Genomic DNA, 16,070 nt, shown 5'->3' with positions numbered 1-16,070 from the left:
CGGGAGGCGAAGACTGCAATCTGTCGCGTGGCCGGATTGCGGCGTCTGGATGGACGAGCAATGGAAGGCAAAGGCCCGCCCGCTGTGGATAAGTCCAGCGAACGGCAGGGAGTCAGAAGGCCTGGATTGGTAGAGTTCGGGTTTCGTCCCAGCATGGCGACCAAGCGCTTCTCTAGCGCTAGGACTTAGTTGGTCTCTAGCTCCCGGCGAAATGCAGCGCCCGTGCGGGGCTTTCTCCCCACCGAACTCAGTTGGACACGTAGCCAGCCGCTGCCTGGGACAATGAAATAGGGCGAGCTGACAACACAGAATTACAGTCGCAGCCAGGGTGATTTTGGGCTTGCCTTCGATGGGCAGTGACGCGACGATGAGCGTCATGAAAGGGTGGACAGATACATCACTTGCCATTGCCAACATGACCGATGAGGGACTTTTCGAGTCGCTCGCTACGGACGTGCTGCGCCAGGCCGTGCCCGCATACGCTCGCCTTACCCACGTTGGTATCAACGCGGCGGGCAAGACTCGCAAGGCGCCGGTAGATGCTCTTGGCTTCGAGCCTGGTGCAGCGTCGCCGCACCTTGTTGTAGTTCATCACACGATTTCCGCTGCTGCAGGCCTCGGGCAGAAATGGCTTCGAGACCCGGCCAAAGTGAAGAAGCGCAAGGCGAATAGCCCCGATGCTCCAGCTGGGGACGTAGTCAAGTCGATCCAAGTCATCGCCACTGAGCGACTTCGGCGGCCAGGGCTTCGCGCCACCTTGGTTTTGACCACGAACAATGAGCCCGATGATGCTGTCGTACTTGAGGTCGAGGCACTATGTGCAGCACATCAAATCCACGTTGACATCTGGGCGAGGACGCGCATCACAAGCGTGTTGGATAACACCGGGCCGGGTCAGTGGATCAGAAAGAAGTATCTCGGAACTCCGCAAAGACATCTATCTGAGGAGCGCCTCCGAGAACTATCCCTAGCAAGCCTTGAAGCACTGCGACCGGTTGACACGGCGGACGCCTGGATCAGTCGAGAGCTGGATGGCGAGCTTGCCGGTATCAGGCGTCCGGTAACATTCCTCACCAGTCGTTCCGGTGACGGTAAAACGGTCGCCTGCTATCGTCTTGCCTGCAACCACATCACTGCGGGAGGCCTTGCTTTTGTTATTTCAGCTGAGACGGTGAACGATGCTCCTACTCTTGAGCATGCCCTCGAAGTCGAAATACATCGTCTTGATCCGGTCTTGGAGCTAAGTGAGAGTGCTACCCAGTGGTCACAGCCGGGTCAGCCGCTTCTTCTGATAGTTGAAGATATCAACCGCTCAGGCCAGCCGGTGCGCTTGATGGAAAAGATCACGCGTTGGGGTTTGAAGGCTGAAGAGGCCAAGACTCCATCTAACTGGCGCCTGATTTGCCCGACATGGCCGCAAGTGGTCGATGCTGCGGATCATTCGCTAACAAAGGCAGTGGAGAGAATGGTCCATATTGCCGGCGCCCTGACCCCACCAGAGGGCCAGGCCGCTGTCATGTTGCGCGCGGAAGCTCAGGGAGAGGAGCTGAGCCTGATGCAGGCATCCGGGATCTCGGAAGAGCTCGGACACGATCCGTTGCTAATCGCTCTTTACGACTTTAAGGAGAAGCCGACGCCGAGAGCTGTGATTGGTCGTTATGTGCACCGAGAACTGCGCATGCTTGCGCATTCTTTCAACGAAATTCCTGCTGAGTACCTGACAGCGCTGCGTGCTATGTCTTTGCGACTGTTGGAACACTTGCAGTTTGAACCGGCTGCATCGCAAGTACTTAATAATTGCAAAGATACGCACCAGGCGAGCCTGATACGAGCCATGATCGCAAAGGGTACCGTGATCTATCGACAGGCCGGACCGGAGCTCGATCCCGTGCTTCGCTTCAGACACGACCGAGTGCGAGACTGGCTGTTTGTCGATGCCCTGGCTGATGCTGATGCATATGAGCCTTTGCAGGCTAGCGCCATCGAGGATCCATTCTTAGCGGAAGTTGTTGGTGATGTGATCGCAGAGCGCGACTTTCCTGATCACCTCCTGTCAGCCGCCTCGTCAGTAACACCGCTGGCCCTTTTCCATGCTATGCGGTCAGTTCCACGAGGCAAAGCCGGAGCTGGAAGGACGCGCTTGCTAGCGACAATCGATGCTTGGCTAAGTCAGTTGCCCGATCATGACGGAAGAAGCAACAGTCTGCTGTGGGAGTGTATGTCTGCCCTAGCAAGAACAGACGATCCTCTCGTCCCGTCACTCATTGAGAAGATCCCATACGACCATCCGACCGGCTTGTCTGCCGCACTGCGCAACGGCGATGTGAGGGCAGGTGCCATGCTCTGCGCGATGTTTGAGCCCGGTATGAACATGAGCGTTCGCGATACACAGATATTGCATGCCCAGCATGTTATAGGCACTGCGCTCTTGGACTCCGTCAGGGCCGTACTGATCGAAGCCAGGGGTCAGAATCGCCTGATTTCAGGGCTGCTTCGCTTGGCTGGTCACATAGGACATCCATCATTGGGGGGCGCGCTCCTTGCAACATGGGAAAGTGACCCTCAACGCGCAGAACATCTTGCGGACTACCTTTGGGCATTCGCGCGTTGCTGCGACGCAAGCAACGCGAGCTCGTATTTACAGCCCGTTCTGGACATATGGGCGAGCTTGCCGAACGAGCCAGACGATCATGGCAGTTCTGAGAGAAGTCGCCTAGCGGCCCACAACGTTGACTGGGCATTCGCGCGTACACCTCCTGTCAACGCCATTCCCTACTTCATCGAGCGAGCGGAATCGTCAGATCTGCGCTGGCCGCTACTCTTCATGCTGCGAGATGTATCCGACGAGCAAGTTCTTGATGTACTTCGTGACGAGCTTGCTGCTCGACATCGGGTAGGCGCGGACAGAGCATTCTGGTTTCGGAACTCCATCTTCGGCGTTGGTTATCGTGACAAGACTCTACCTGAGCCCTACCGAACGAAGCTGGCTGCAATTTGGGGCGCTGATGCCGGGGATCATGCTTCTAGATTGGCGGCATTCGAACTTTGGTCTATCGGCCTGAGTTCCAAAGACTTGAGGATTCTTGTTGATGCAAAGGTAGAGCCGGAATGGGAAGAGCGAGTCCTTCAGAAGCGCCTTCTCTGTGGCGATCGTAGCGCTACAGATGCGCTAATTACTCGCCTAGATCCTCCATGCGAAAGCAACGGATGGTGGTGGCATTACGCTTTCTTCGTTCCCTGCGAACAAATACTTGATTGCATTGATCGGGCACTTGCCTGGCGTCGTGAAAACGGCAAGGCCGCAGCTGATGGAGAGCTTGATTGGCACATTGCGCCTGTACTGATGAGGTATCCGCCAGAGCGCATCGAACGCATTCTTGTTGACCACTGGGATCACCTCGCGTTCTCTCAAAACTTCATTCAGGCCGCGCTGTTCGCGGCGACTGATGGAACGATTCAGCTGGCTGCAAGCGCGGTTCGAGCTCTGCCCGACCCCGGTGAGGCGTTCAAGCTGATTTCGATGGGCTTCGGAATCTGGCAAGAGGATGGAGTATCCGTGTCACGTCGCGCGCAGATCGAGTCTCTAGCGCCATACGTAGATTTGATCCCTGAGCACGACCTTCTGTCTTTGGCTGACCATTGCGGTAGCCTAGGCTGGTCGGATACGCGAGATCTTGTCTTCGGTGATGCGCTGAAGGCCATGCCGTCACGGTGGAGCCGTGAGCGCTCAGCCCAGATACTCGACGGTATGGCAACCCAGAAGCACTGGTCGGTTCGCAGAGAAGTCGATCAGATCCTAAAGACAGGTGTGATCTGGCCTGACCTTCTGTCAGATCTGAAGAGATGGCTGGAAACACGTCAGACGATCGGCGCGCTTTCGTTTGTGTCAGAAGCCATCGAATACAAGGGGACTCGAGCTGACCTTGCAGTTCTAGACGTCTTCACGGATGTGAGCAACGAAGAAGCGCGCAGAATAGTATCTGAAGCCAGCTTCTCAGTCCGACGCCGTGTTGCTTGAAGCAGACCGGGGCTCCAGCCACTGGCGCATCCACGGTGACGCGTTGGCTGGTTGCAGTTGCGCGATGCTGTCTAGCGCACGCTGCAGCGCCGGACGATCAGCCCACAGGCCGTTCGGGCAGGTCCAGCAGCGCCTGCAGGCGCGACTTCACATGGGTGCGCGCCTGTGCAAATGCCGACGCCTTATCCGCATCGCTGCCTTCCACCGCAGCCGGGTCTGGCAGCCCCAATGACTGCGGATGAAATCCCCCAAGCACCACAGGGCAGGATTCGGCGGCGGCTGAATCGCACACGGTGATCACCAGATCCATCAGTGCGCCATCGGCGAACTCATCCCACGATTTGCTGCGTAGCCCGTCGATGGGCATGCCTTCGGCCTTCAATTGCGCGAGCGCGAATAGATCGATCTGACCGGTGGGCTGGCTGCCAGCGCTGAATGCACTGAAGCGGCTGAGCAACCGCGTCGTGTTCCTCAACTCGGTCGGCGAAAGATCGACTGACCATGATCTGCTGGCGATCCGGCTCCACTTCCTCCAGCTCCATGCACGGGTGCCACTGTAGCTCGCGCTGGGTGCGCGCTAGCGTCACCCCGAAAGCGGCCGGGATGTCGTCTGCCGGCGCGTGCCGCAGCGCAGCGGTGGTGCTGATGCCATGGCTTCCAACCGCGGCGCCAGTCTGCGGCCAACACCCCAAAGATCCCCGACAGGAAAGCTCCCTAGCACTGAGTCACGGCAGGCCGCGTCCCCCAGGTCGATCACGCCGTCGGCGCTCTTGGCCACCTTGTTGGCCAGCTTGGCCAGCGTCTTCGTGGGGCCGATACCAATGCAGTTTGGAATGCTGGTCCATCGGTGCACACGCTGCCGCAGATCCCAGGCGAACTGCTCGCGGTCCCGCAGGCCTTCCAGATCGATGAAGCTCTCATCGATGCTGTAGACCTCCACCCGGGGTGCAGACTCCCGCGGGACCGACACAACGCGAGCGCTCATGTCGCCGTACAGGGCGAAGTTGACCGAGCGCATCTGCAGCCCGTGCCGGCGCACCAGATGCATGAGCTCGTGGGCTGGCTGGCCCATCTTGATGCCTAGCGCCTTGGCTTCGGCCGAGCGAGCGATTGCACAACCGCCTACCTGCAACATCGTTGTTCCTCAGCACCACCAGGGGCACGCGGCGCAGGGCCGGCTGAAACACGCGCTCGCAGCTGGTGTAGAAATTGTTGCCGTCAACGAGCCCGAACATGGGGGCCTCGGCGTTTCACCTGGCGAACCACGCCAACCACGGCGAACACCTCCACCTCGGTGGGCTGCTCAAGCACGATGGGTGGAAAATCCGGATTGGCCGAATGCAGCTCCAAGTGCCGCTCAAACAGCTGCAGCACTTTGCAGGTAGGCTGATTTCCGTCCCACACGGCAATGACCAGGTCGCCCCCCTGGGGCGCAACCGACCGGTCAACCACCAAGATGTCTCCATCGCTGACGCCTGCGCCACTCATCGACCAGCCATCGGCCCTGCACAGGAAGGTGGCCGCGGGATTGCGCACCAGCAGTCGATGCAGGTCGATCGCATCGTCCATGAAGTCATCGGCAGGCGGCGGGAAGCCGAGCCTGGCACGTGCCGAAGCCAGAGGCACGAACTGAGCGGGGCTGTCGATCACGGCGGGCCCAATGGGCGTGGCCAGCGTGTGTGGAGAGGGGAGGGACTGCATGGGCGTACTCTGGGGGGCGGCGTGTCCAACGGGTCTAGACGAGACGAATTGTAGTAAAATTACTAACGGCTTGCCTCGAGTTACCTCTAAAGTTCCTGAACGCGTTTCGGTTGTAGCGCCAGCCCTGTTCGCCCCGGCGCAGGGTTGGCGCATGCAGGCATGGCGATCTTGCAAAAGAAGCAGGCCTCACTGCCGGCCAGGCCGCAGTAGGCATCGGATCTTCGACGAAACACCTCAGGTAGCTGGCGTCGCAGCGCTTGGCGCCGCGTAGAGCGCTCCTGCGCCAGACCGCATCGGTCATGAGCACCGCCGCGGTGGGGCAGAGCGCGCAGCGAACTGCTCCACGGTCAGGCCCTTGCGCGATAGCACCCTCCGGCTGCAGCCCTTTCCGGAGCAGACGACCTCCCCGACGAATCGATATCGCCTGGGTGAGGGCGAGACTGAAAGCCTACCGCTCCGGTTTCACGATTAGAACGTTTCGGAGACTGTGAGGTGACGATCCAATAGTGGTCGGGGACGCTAGCCGCTCGTGCCGGAATGGGTCCGGAACCGAAACCTTGAATTTTTGAACATTCCGTCCTGGACCGCCAAGGGATCAAATGCATCCCGACGGGCACACGGCCTGTCGGGAATCCGGCCGGACTCCTTCTCATCTACATACGAAGGTTTCCAAAATGAACACGATCCAGACGCGTTCGGCGCCGATGCCGAATTGTGGCGCCGCTTTGCATGCTGATGCAGTCTTGGCCTGCATGCCCGAAAGCCTGCGGGACCGCCCTGCCTTGAGCTTCAAGGAACTGCTCCGGGTGATCCCGGTCGGCCGTAGCAAAGCCTACGTGTTGATGAAGGAGGATCCGTCCTTCCCCAAAGGCGTCCCCCTTTACGACGGAGAGAACTCGCCCAAGTTCTACTGGACCCACGAAGCCATCGCCTGGTTGCAGGGTCGTGCTGCCAAGTCCGGCACTAGCAAGGGAGGGCTGTGAGCATGAACACTCTCACTGACACCTTCGCCGGCGTTCATAGCCCCCTCGACCGCCTGACGCGTGCATTGGCTCAGGACCTCAACCTGGGCAAAAGCAAGCTGGAGACGGACTTCCGTGAAGCCTACCCGGTGCTGGAGCAGCACCTGATTCAGCGGATGCGCAAGCGGGCGGCAATGGAGCGCTTCAATGCTGCTTACAGCCATAAACTGAATCAGGCCCAGTTCCGCAAGCTGTTGAGCGCGGAGCGGGAGCGTCGAAAGGAGACTGGCGATGTCGTTATCTGCACTGGCTGCGGGCGGCCCCTCGATGACCGGGACCCGACCGAGCAGGGAGAGACCGAATGACCACTTCCTTCGCCCGCGTCGCTGCCCGCTACCCGCTGAACGCCTTCCTGGTTGTGGCGCGAGAAGCGGGTTACGAGATCTCCCGCAACGTTCAGGCACCGGAAGCGCTGATCGGGATGAGCCTGATCAATGCCATCTCCATGGCCTGTCAGGGACTGATCGACGTCAAGCTACCCACAGGTCTGGTCAGGCCGGTATCGCAAAATCTGCTGATCATCGCCGAATCGGGCGAGCGCAAGTCGACCGTGTCCTCGCTGCTGTTTGCGCCGTTCCGCGATGCCGACACGGAGGCAATGGCAACTCACAAGGACAAGAAGGAAACGTATCAGGCCGAGCTGGGCGCGTGGGAGGCCAAGAATAAAGGCCTGCGCAGCGCCATCGTGCGAGCGGTCAGCCGTGGTCACGACAGTGACGAGCTGGAGGCTCGCTTGTTGGAACACGGTCGCTGCAAGCCGGTCGAACCCCGCCTGCGCTACTTCATGCGGCAGGAGATCACCGGCAAAGCCATCACCGAGGCGCTGGTAGGTGATGGGGAGTCGATCGCAATCAGCACCGATGAAGGGCACGTTCTGTTCCGAAGCGAGGCCATGTCGCACTTCGGCCTGTTGAATCGCCTATGGGACTCCCCGGGCGTACTGATGCGTGAGCGAGCAGACGAGAATCTTCTGGCCATGAACCCGCGCGTGTCGGTCAGCATCATGACCCAGCACGAACCGCTCAAGGCGTTCTTGGACCGTAAGGGTTCGGTTGCCAAAGGCAGCGGCCACTGGGCGCGTTACCTGGTGGGCTGGCCGCAATCGAACATGGGGTTCCGCCAGGTGAGTGGCGAGGAGCCAACCTGGGAGCGTCTGCCGCTGTTCCAGCGGCGGATTCGTGTGCTGCTGGATCGTTACCGGACGAAGATCGAATCGGGGACGATCGAGCGCGAACTGATCGAGTTCAGTCTGGATGCGAAGAGTCGTTGGGTGGAGCTGGCGCGGGAGACTGAGCGCCTGTTGCGTCAGGGTGAGTACCTGAGTGACATCAATGACTTCGCCGCCAAGGTAATGGAGATTCTGGCGCGGCTGGCAGCGGCGATGCACTACTTTGCTGAAGAGATTGGCCCGATCTCAGTCGATACGCTCAATCGGGCCTTTGAGATCGTCAAGTGGCACGAGAGCGAGTACAAGTACCTGTTCTCACCCGAAACCGCTGCGCCACAGGACCTGGTTGATGCCCGGGCCCTCGCTCACTACCTCAAGGCGCGGTTCTGGGGCGGTCCGTTGTCTGACACTTGGGCGCCGCGGAACCAGGTGTTGCGTAATGGACCCGTACGGAATCGCGTTCGCCTGACCGCTGCCTTGGACCTGCTCCAGATGCGTGGGGCGATACGCATCGGGATGGGGTATAAGGACCGAAAGTGCTATCTGCAGTTGATCAACTACTTTTTTAACCAGCAGCAGATGGCGTTGTAAGGTAGAAGACGGCAGGGGAGACGGACGCATCCGTCTCCCCTGGGCCTGCGTAGGCCGCTTTTTCTTTCTGCAGTCGGGCCAAGACCTGAGCGATTCTGCGACAAAATCGCAGAATCGCTACTGTTCAATAGGGGCGGGCGGGGGGGCGGCTTCATGGCCAGCCCGATACGCCACGTACTGGGCCTTCTCCCCATCGGCCATCTCCTTGACCAACAGCGGGCCCAGGTGGCGCTCCGCTCGCCGGTCCAGCCCCTGGTCCCGAAGGCTGCGGTGGTCGACTCTGGTGCCGTGCCCGTACTCGGCCAGCATCTCATTCTGGGTGTCGGCCACTAGCTTACGCTTGGCCGTGACCTCCTGCCTCAGCTCCATGGGGCTCTTCCCCCCGCTGTCCTTCCTGCATCCGCCTTCAGCCGGGTGGATAGGGTTGTAGCGCGAGAAGGTTCGATCTGGAGCACGTTCGATTCCATCCGGGACGCGGTCCGAACACATCAGGTGTACATGCGGGTTCTCGATGTAGCCTAGGGCGCCATCTGGCGCATGGATCGCGTACTGGTACGGCTTGGTTCCGGCCAGTCGCTGAGCAAGGCGTTCTGCCAGCTCAATCAGTTGGGGTTTGGTCAGTTCGCTGGGCAGTGCGATCTCATGCTCGCGGTAGGCCGCGCCATTGGCGCGCTCATGGCGATCAGCCATGCTCCAAAACGCTTTGGGATCGTCCTGGGCCCAAGTCGGTAGATTGCCGTGACTGGCGTGGACTAGGTCCTCCCGTTCGCTGTACGATCCTTCTCGCAGGATGTACCCGCCGTGTCTGCGAGCGGTGCCCTTCTTGCCGCTTTTGATGCTGTAGTGGAAGCTTGCCATTGGTGTGTCACCCTTTCTCTATGCGTAAACGAAAAAGGCCGACAAGATTGCCCTTGTCGGCCTGTGGGAAGTCGGGTGATTCGTTAGCGAACGCGGTGTGCTAGAGAAACGGTAAGTGCGCGTGCTACAGCCCCTTGTATGAATTGCTCCACAGCGAGCCCGTTACACGCCCATATCGATTACTTCTGCTCTGTACTGAGCCTTCTATAGCGGCGCTGCTCTACCAGCGCCTCCTACTAAGAACGCCTCTCTATCACTACCAGCTGCGAACCCATCACTTCCATATACATAGGGCTGGTGGTTTAAGAAATTACTGATCTAGTCGGTAGTGACTTAGCGCCAGGTCCTTGGCTAGATTCAGGCGGTAGAAGTCCAGCGTGGTCAGGCCGGTCGTGATTGCGGCTACGTCTTTCAGGTCCAGCACCGACTGGTACGCACCTAGTACTGCCACTTGGTAGTCCATCCAAGCGCGGTAGCTACCGATAGTGCCTGTGAACGCCGCTCGGTACTCATAGAACCGATCCAGGTAGATCTGCATCACGCCTTGGTGCTGATGAGGCTGCTCGTCACTCAGGCCCTTATCGAACAGACGCTGAGGGTTCTTGCCCTGATCGGTCTGTCCATGCCAGTACGGCTTGTAGTCGGGTCCGTTCTCTTGCTGATAGCGGAACGAACAGAACGCAGCCACGACGTCGTACACGGACAGTATCGTCGCGTCTGGGTCAGTGCAGTCGAACGAACGATAGGCATACGAGATCAGCAGTGGCTTGACGCGATCGCGGTGTGCCTGGAGCTGTCTGACTGTCGTTGGGATGCCGGTGGCCTTATGGACCAGCGCGCGCACCTCCTCCGGGTGCTCTAGTAGTAGATGGTGGGACGTATTGAACGAGAACACCCGGCTAGCCGGCCCATGGTGATGCTGGGCGCCATGGGCCGCTACCTCGCAGAAGCGCTCTGCCTCGTCTTGGATGCTTCCGATCCCACCGCAGATGCGTGTCGCCTCCAGCTGCTTAGGGTAGTGTTGGATGAAGTGTCGGAAGGGCAGGGTCTGCAGATAGGTGTACATCGCCTCATTGGCAGGAGCAGTCTTTCCCTCGCTCAATTCAACACGGAACTGATCCATCGGTGCCACCAGCGAGCTGAATGCACTCACGAGGAGTGTCTCGTCCGTACCGAATGCTTCCCGCAGGATCAGGGACACTTCGTCGTTCGTGCGCTCCACATGCAGGAGAAGTTCTTCTGCAATAGAGTGCTTGTCCCGGCGGCGTAGCATCTGTTGCTGCATACGTATGCGGGATGGGTCGATCTCCAGCGCGAGCGATTCACAGAGCTTCTCGATCAGCGCCGAGGCGTCTGCGTCCCTTGGGATCGTGGTGACGCCGCTGAACTCCATAGTGGCTTCGTCAACCGTCTCTGGTGGCGTCAGCAAGCGAAGGACATTCCTGTTGCTATCCAGATCGGTCAGGAAGAGGAGTCTGACGGTCTTGAGAACAGACATCGGAAGCTGCTTGTCGTTGGCAGCTATGTCAACGCCAATCGACTTCTGCAGGAAGTCCAACGTCCGCTTCAGCGTCCTTGAGGTAATTTGCTCTGCATTGAGCTTCTGGACCTCGGCTTCCAGGTGCTTGACGAGCTCACCCAGGGTGGAAGTCGCGACTGGACCAATGGGGAAGAACTGGAATGGATGACTCTTGGCCGGCGGCGTTTGGGTTGCTTCTGGTGTCATATTGAAATCGTAAGGAGTGATCGTGGTGGCTCTCTTTGGAGAGCCTCGGCAGTTTCACATGCCCTTGTGCTGCGTTCCAGACTGACGCCGCTGTAGCCCGCCAATGTCTTTGAAAGCAGGCTATCGCTTTGAGGTGCCCCACAGAAGATGGCGCCAAACAAGGCACGAGAGCGCCCAATGGGGACCCCTTGGGGAGAGGGGGCATGAGACTGCCGCCGCTGGCACCGGGCTTGAGCCGGCTTCTCAGTGAGACCGGACACCTACACAAGTGGGCTAAACGCGGCAGCTGCGAGAGGTCACACTGAGATCGTGGCGCTACTCTTGACCGCTCTTGAACATGTGGGCAAACCCCGACGGTGCGGGCACCGCGCGATAGTGGACGCGGCGGCGGCCGGCTATGAAGATGTGGTGGCGCGGCTGACTTGCTTCGTCGATAGGGATGCATGCACCCATGCACTCGCTGCGGCGCTCGAAGCGGGCCATCCGCAATGCGTCGCCGTGCTTGCAGCTCATGCAGATCTACTGAGCGTTAAGCAGCGGGTGCGAGCCACGGAGGCTAGGGCAATGTTGGAGGTCATCATTGCAAAGCCGAATGCCGACGTGGAACGGGACGAAATAGCAGAGAGCACGCCAACAATGCTTGAGCGAAATATGCCACTGACCAGACTGTAATACCAACCTCCCACCGAGGTTTGCTGACTTCGATGTAGGGCTTTTCCAGCCAAGCCGACAAAGAGCTGATGCTTGCTTCTCAGGAACACCTTACGGTTATGCGTCGGAATCAACGATCCGGAGGGGGCATGGCGTGTCTCCGAGGTCTCTATCAGCTTCCTCCGCATCATGGCGTGCTTCCTGTGTCCGTCAGGGAGCGAGCGGGCAAATGGGTAGTTCACACGCCACGAATCCCTAACGGCCTCTCTTTCCCACGCAAGCTGTTCTTTATGTTCTCGCGGGGTGAGGATTCAACGCAGTGCGGTATTATCGCCATGACAGAACGAGAATTACGTGGCGGTACCGCAGAACAAGCAAGAGTTGCTGGATGCAATTTGCACGACATATCTGAAGCTGGCTGCTGACCTTGCAAGCGTGCCACCTGAGCGTGCTCACGAGATGACACTGGAAGGGCATGCGCAAGGAACGCAGATGAGCGTGTCCGATCTGGTGGCCTATTTGATTGGCTGGAATCTATTGGTGCTGAAATGGTCCGAAGGCAAAGCCAAGGGACTGCCGGTCGATTTCCCTGAAGCCGGCTACAAGTGGAACGAGTTGGGTAGGTTGGCAGATAAATTCTATGTCGACCATGCCGGCATTGCCTACGCAGATTTGCTCCGGCAGTTCGCTGATGTGCAGGGATTAATCGTGGCGTTGGTGGAGCGGGGGACCGACGCCTCGCTGTACGGTACGCTTTGGTATGAGAAATATACTCAGGGCCGGATGATCCAGTTGAACACATCATCGCCCTATGTTAATGCGCGGGGGCGACTGCGCAAATGGAAGAAGGCCAACGGTATAGCTTGACGGAGATTCGCTGCATGTTGTCGTCCCGTGAGCAGTTCAGCGTGTCGGCTTAGCTCGCCGCGTGCGAGGCCTGTGCAGCAAAGCGGGGGCGCGCAGGGTCGGCCGGCTCGACCAACCAGCGCTGCTGCACAAGGACTAAGTCGTGCTGGGTAGATGAAGCCAACTCAGCGTCACGTGCTGCCTTCGCAGCCCGGGAAACAAGGAGATAGCGGAGGGCGGGCACGCCTTGCGGACGAAGCTGCTAGCGACTGGTGAAGAGCCTTCGGCGCGGCATTGGTCGCCGGCATTGCCCCTGAGCTCGCCATTGCGTTGCACCTAAGTTGGTCCCACTGACGCAACGATGTCCATGACGGTCTTTCACTAGCGCCAGCAGGCGAGGTCAATGCTCCCAAGGCGCGTTCTGCCAGCGCCTCAATAGGAAATCGCTGAATGCGGTCAGCCTGCGCGGCACAGGCTCTCGCCGCGCCCGCACGATGCTGATCTTGGAGGGCGTTGCTTCCCAGTCCGGCAACACGCGCACCAGCCGTCCGTCGCGCAACTCCTCGTGAATGTCCCAGGTTTCGCGCAGCGAGATACCCAGCCCCGCCAGACACCAGGCATGCAGCACGTCGCCGCTGTCGCTGCACAGCGTGCCGCTGACCGCGACAGGCTTCTCCCGGCGACCTTTGCGCAGCGGCCAGATGCTTTGCAGCAGGCCTGGATAGGCGAACACCAGGCAGTTGTGCCGTTCCAGTTCTTCCGGCTGCGCGGGACTGCCATGTGCTTTCAGGTAGGTGGGAGACGCCGCCAGGATGCGCCGGTTGTCGGCTACGCGCCGCGCCACCAAACGCGAATCGGCCAACTCGCCCATGCGGATCGCCAGGTCGAGGTCGCCGCTATACAGATCCTGCACCTGATCGGACAGCCGCAGGTCGAAACCGACCCTGGGATGCAGGCGGCAGAAATCGTGGATCGCCGGGGCCACGAACTTGCGCCCGAACGGCGTGGGCGCGGTCAGGCGGATGGTACCGCTCAGTTCCTGGCTGCCGCCGGTCGCCAGTTCCTGTACTTCTTCCAGCACCGCCAGGGCCACCCGCGCGCGCTCGGCGATGGCGCGGCCTTCGCCGGTGATGCGCAGGTTGCGGGTGTTGCGCTCGAACAACGTGGTGCCCAGCGCCTGTTCCAGCCGGGCGATCTGCTTGCTGACCGTCTTGGGCGCGAGGTGCAGGTCGCGTGCGGCGGCGGAAAAGCTTTGGCGCTCCACCACATGCACGAACACCGCCAGGTCATCGAGGTTGCGCAGGGCCATTTGGGTCATTCCGGGGAAAGTGTTTGTCTATTTTGGTCATTTAAAGGATATACCGGATTCACCAGAATGAGGTTCCTTACTTCGCATGCCGCAGCGCGCACGCCTCCGCCGGAGGCGTTCGGCGGTGTGCTCGACTCGCTTGCAGGAGCCTCCGATGACCCAACGTATTCTTTTCATCCTGACCAGCCACGACCGCAAGGGAGCAGCCGGCGCCGCCGACGCCGCGCCCAGCGGTTTCTATCTGTCCGAGGTCACACATCCGCATCGGGTGCTGGCCGACGCCGGCTATGCGGTCGATTTCGTCAGTCCCAAGGGCGGCAAGACGCAGGTCGATGGACTCGACTTGGACGATCCAGTCAACGCCGCGTTCTGGAGCGATGCGGCGCTGCGCGGCGCCACCGAAACCACATTGGCGCCGTCGCAGGTCGATCCCGACGCCTACGCCGCGATCTTCTACGCCGGCGGCCACGCGACGATGTGGGACTTTCCGGACAACGCCGAACTGGCCGTGATTGCAGCACGCATCTACGAGCGCGGCGGCGTGGTCGCGGCGGTCTGCCACGGGCCGGCCGGGCTGGTGAACCTCACGCTCTCCGATGGCCGCCATCTGGTTGCGGGCAAGGACGTATCGGCCTTCACCAACGACGAAGAGCGCGCGGTCGGCCTGTACGACACCGTGCCGTTCCTGCTGGCCGATGTCCTGCAGGAACGCGGCGCCCGGCATGTGCCTGCGCCGAACTTTCAGGCGCAGGTGGTCGTGAGCAAGCGGCTGGTGACGGGCCAGAACCCCGCTTCGGCCACGGGTGTGGCCGAGGCGATGCTGCCGCTGCTGGTAGCAGCGTCCGTGGATCAGGCCTAGGCCATGAACGAGCGCATGCCTTTCGTCATCTACGTCTTCGCGCTTTGCGCGTTCGCCCTAGGCTTCACCGAGTTCGTCACCATCGGGCTGGTGTCCACCATTTCTGCGGATCTGCATGCCAGCGTCAGCCAGGTCGGCACGGCGGTCACGGCTTATGCGCTGGGCGCGATGATCGGCGCGCCGGGCCTGACCGCGCTGGCGACCCGCTGGCCGCCCAAGCGCCTGCTGCTGGTGGCGATGGGGCTGTTCACGTTGGGCAATGCGGTGGTCAGCCTGTCGGATGCGCTGACGCCGATGCTGGTCGCCCGCTTTGCCTCGGGCCTGGGACATGGGGTATTTCTCGCCGTGGCCTCCAGCGTCGCCACGCAACTGGCGGGGCGGCATCGTGCCGGTGCGGCGGTGGCCGTGGTGTTCGGCGGCCTGACTCTGGCCCTGGCGCTGGGCGTTCCGCTCGGCACCTACCTGGGCAGCGTGTTGAGCTGGCAGGTCATCTTCATGGCAGTAGCCGCGAGCGGCGCGATTGGCTTCCTGGGCCTGTTGACCCTGATGCCGACGGATCGAGACGATGCCTCTGCGCAGTCCAACGCGATGGATGGCCTCAAAGCCATGTGCAATCCGCGTCTGCTGGCCGGAGCCGGCATCACTGTGTTGGCCTATGCGGGGTCGTTCGCGCTCTACACCTACATTTCTCCGATCCTACTGCAGGTGACGAAGGTCAGCGAGAGCACGGCCAGTCTGTTGATGCTGGGCTATGGCGTGATGGCCGCCATTGGCAATATCTGGGGCGGACGCCTGACTGACCGAAGGGGTGCGGACTTCGCCGTGATGACCGTACTGGTCGGCTTGGCCGTGGTGCTGCCGGCAATTTGGGCATCGGCACCGTCGTTGCCATTGATGGTGTTGTTGACGGGCCTGTTGGGCTCGCTGACCTATGCGGCGGTGCCGGCCTTGCAGGCGCGGGTGATCGGGCTGTCGCAGGTCCACGCGCCGCAGGCGCCGGCGGTGGCGGCTGGGCTGAACATCGCCGGATTCAATGGCGGTATCGCGCTGGGTTCGATGCTGGGCGGTGCCAGCTTGGAGGCGATGGGGCTGACCAGCACGGCGTGGGTGGGTGCGGTTGCCGTTGGCTTGGGGATCCTCTGGATGCTCTGGCAGATGCGGCGTCAGGCATTTCAGGTTGAAAGACTTGTGACCTGATCATTCCGCTGGCACCGGTTCGTGCCGGCGGGCGGCGCAGGCATCTATCGCGGCAGGCGCCACAAATGGGGCGATGTTCATGGGAGAGCTCATGGCGCGAGCCCTCATTTTCCGGTGCGAGTTG

Annotated in this window: 13 protein-coding genes and 1 pseudogene; 7 read left to right on the top strand and 7 right to left on the bottom strand. The window is 60.5% G+C overall.

What is annotated here, in order from left to right; all coding sequences use genetic code 11:
- Positions 1-367: 367 nt before the first annotated feature.
- A complete protein-coding gene (locus QMX81_RS02985; RefSeq protein ID WP_152906864.1) occupies positions 368-4,018 on the top strand; it encodes a hypothetical protein in 3,651 nt (1,216 codons plus the stop codon).
- On the opposite strand, the pseudogene QMX81_RS02980 reads toward QMX81_RS02985, so the two are convergent.
- The 3 genes and pseudogenes from QMX81_RS02980 to umuD form a co-directional block, all read right to left on the bottom strand.
- Positions 3,995-4,466 (bottom strand): annotated as a pseudogene (locus tag QMX81_RS02980) (arsenate reductase ArsC); the annotation flags it as partial. The gene QMX81_RS02985 and the pseudogene QMX81_RS02980 overlap by 24 nt on opposite strands.
- A gap of 135 nt (positions 4,467-4,601) precedes the next feature.
- Positions 4,602-5,153 carry a hypothetical protein gene (locus QMX81_RS02975; protein ID WP_239669816.1) on the bottom strand — a complete coding sequence of 184 codons (552 nt, stop codon included), beginning with the start codon at positions 5,151-5,153 and terminating at the stop codon, positions 4,602-4,604.
- 83 nt (positions 5,154-5,236) lie between these two features.
- Positions 5,237-5,719 (bottom strand): translesion error-prone DNA polymerase V autoproteolytic subunit, encoded by a 483-nt coding sequence (gene umuD / locus QMX81_RS02970; RefSeq protein WP_049399664.1) that lies wholly within the window; start codon positions 5,717-5,719, stop codon positions 5,237-5,239.
- Between the two features lie 674 nt (positions 5,720-6,393).
- Between umuD and QMX81_RS02965 the strand changes: the two genes are divergently transcribed.
- The 3 genes from QMX81_RS02965 to QMX81_RS02955 are packed head-to-tail and all read left to right on the top strand — an operon-like array spanning position 6,394 to position 8,500.
- On the top strand, positions 6,394-6,702 hold the full coding sequence (locus QMX81_RS02965; protein WP_049421700.1) for a hypothetical protein: 309 nt from the start codon (positions 6,394-6,396) through the stop codon (positions 6,700-6,702).
- 2 nt (positions 6,703-6,704) lie between these two features.
- Positions 6,705-7,046 (top strand): hypothetical protein, encoded by a 342-nt coding sequence (locus QMX81_RS02960; protein WP_049399666.1) that lies wholly within the window; start codon positions 6,705-6,707, stop codon positions 7,044-7,046.
- The gene (locus tag QMX81_RS02955; RefSeq protein ID WP_049399667.1) at positions 7,043-8,500 is read left to right on the top strand and encodes a YfjI family protein; all 1,458 of its coding nucleotides are present in this window, start codon (positions 7,043-7,045) and stop codon (positions 8,498-8,500) included. Before QMX81_RS02960 ends, QMX81_RS02955 begins: the two co-directional genes overlap by 4 nt.
- Before the next feature lie 117 nt (positions 8,501-8,617).
- Here QMX81_RS02955 and QMX81_RS02950 read toward each other — a convergent pair whose 3' ends face one another.
- From QMX81_RS02950 to QMX81_RS02940, 3 genes are all read right to left on the bottom strand, one after another.
- Complete coding sequence (locus QMX81_RS02950; protein WP_049399668.1) at positions 8,618-9,358, bottom strand: MobA/MobL family protein; 741 nt, start codon at positions 9,356-9,358, stop codon at positions 8,618-8,620.
- A 310-nt stretch (positions 9,359-9,668) separates the two neighbouring features.
- Positions 9,669-11,084, bottom strand: a complete 1,416-nt coding sequence (locus QMX81_RS02945; RefSeq protein WP_049399669.1) for a hypothetical protein — start codon at positions 11,082-11,084, stop codon at positions 9,669-9,671.
- Positions 11,085-11,399: 315 nt separating this feature from the next.
- Complete coding sequence (locus QMX81_RS02940; RefSeq protein WP_152906863.1) at positions 11,400-11,597, bottom strand: hypothetical protein; 198 nt, start codon at positions 11,595-11,597, stop codon at positions 11,400-11,402.
- Positions 11,598-12,089: 492 nt separating this feature from the next.
- Here QMX81_RS02940 and QMX81_RS02935 point away from each other — a divergent pair, with 492 nt between their 5' ends.
- On the top strand, positions 12,090-12,602 hold the full coding sequence (locus QMX81_RS02935; RefSeq protein ID WP_049399670.1) for a ClbS/DfsB family four-helix bundle protein: 513 nt from the start codon (positions 12,090-12,092) through the stop codon (positions 12,600-12,602).
- Positions 12,603-12,981: 379 nt separating this feature from the next.
- Here the strand turns inward: QMX81_RS02935 and QMX81_RS02930 are convergent, their stop codons facing one another.
- Positions 12,982-13,890 (bottom strand): LysR family transcriptional regulator, encoded by a 909-nt coding sequence (locus QMX81_RS02930; RefSeq protein ID WP_192840499.1) that lies wholly within the window; start codon positions 13,888-13,890, stop codon positions 12,982-12,984.
- Between the two features lie 154 nt (positions 13,891-14,044).
- On the opposite strand from QMX81_RS02930, the gene QMX81_RS02925 reads away from it, so the two are divergent.
- Together QMX81_RS02925 and QMX81_RS02920 are read left to right on the top strand one after the other, a co-directional pair.
- Positions 14,045-14,749 carry a type 1 glutamine amidotransferase domain-containing protein gene (locus QMX81_RS02925; RefSeq protein ID WP_049399672.1) on the top strand — a complete coding sequence of 235 codons (705 nt, stop codon included), beginning with the start codon at positions 14,045-14,047 and terminating at the stop codon, positions 14,747-14,749.
- A 3-nt stretch (positions 14,750-14,752) separates the two neighbouring features.
- Entirely contained in the window at positions 14,753-15,946 is a 1,194-nt protein-coding gene (locus tag QMX81_RS02920) for an MFS transporter (RefSeq protein ID WP_049399673.1), read from the top strand.
- The last annotated feature ends 124 nt before the right edge of the window (positions 15,947-16,070 follow it).

It is taken from the genome of Stenotrophomonas sp. PS02301 (assembly GCF_029959485.1).
GTDB lineage: Bacteria > Pseudomonadota > Gammaproteobacteria > Xanthomonadales > Xanthomonadaceae > Stenotrophomonas > Stenotrophomonas maltophilia_Z.
This window is presented reverse-complemented; position numbering and strand designations above follow the sequence as displayed.

Bases quoted from the DNA above. Each gene is read 5' to 3' on its own strand.
- QMX81_RS02975 (WP_239669816.1), bottom strand. From the start codon at position 5,153: ATGTTGCAGGTAGGCGGTTGTGCAATCGCTCGCTCGGCCGAAGCCAAG.
- QMX81_RS02925 (WP_049399672.1), top strand. From the start codon at position 14,045: ATGACCCAACGTATTCTTTTCATCCTGACCAGCCACGACCGCAAGGGA.
- QMX81_RS02940 (WP_152906863.1), bottom strand. From the start codon at position 11,597: ATGAGCTGCAAGCACGGCGACGCATTGCGGATGGCCCGCTTCGAGCGC.
- QMX81_RS02930 (WP_192840499.1), bottom strand. From the start codon at position 13,890: ATGGCCCTGCGCAACCTCGATGACCTGGCGGTGTTCGTGCATGTGGTG.
- QMX81_RS02920 (WP_049399673.1), top strand. From the start codon at position 14,753: ATGAACGAGCGCATGCCTTTCGTCATCTACGTCTTCGCGCTTTGCGCG.
- umuD (WP_049399664.1), bottom strand. From the start codon at position 5,719: ATGCAGTCCCTCCCCTCTCCACACACGCTGGCCACGCCCATTGGGCCC.
- QMX81_RS02985 (WP_152906864.1), top strand. From the start codon at position 368: ATGAGCGTCATGAAAGGGTGGACAGATACATCACTTGCCATTGCCAAC.
- QMX81_RS02945 (WP_049399669.1), bottom strand. From the start codon at position 11,084: ATGACACCAGAAGCAACCCAAACGCCGCCGGCCAAGAGTCATCCATTC.
- QMX81_RS02960 (WP_049399666.1), top strand. From the start codon at position 6,705: ATGAACACTCTCACTGACACCTTCGCCGGCGTTCATAGCCCCCTCGAC.
- QMX81_RS02965 (WP_049421700.1), top strand. From the start codon at position 6,394: ATGAACACGATCCAGACGCGTTCGGCGCCGATGCCGAATTGTGGCGCC.
- QMX81_RS02955 (WP_049399667.1), top strand. From the start codon at position 7,043: ATGACCACTTCCTTCGCCCGCGTCGCTGCCCGCTACCCGCTGAACGCC.
- QMX81_RS02950 (WP_049399668.1), bottom strand. From the start codon at position 9,358: ATGGCAAGCTTCCACTACAGCATCAAAAGCGGCAAGAAGGGCACCGCT.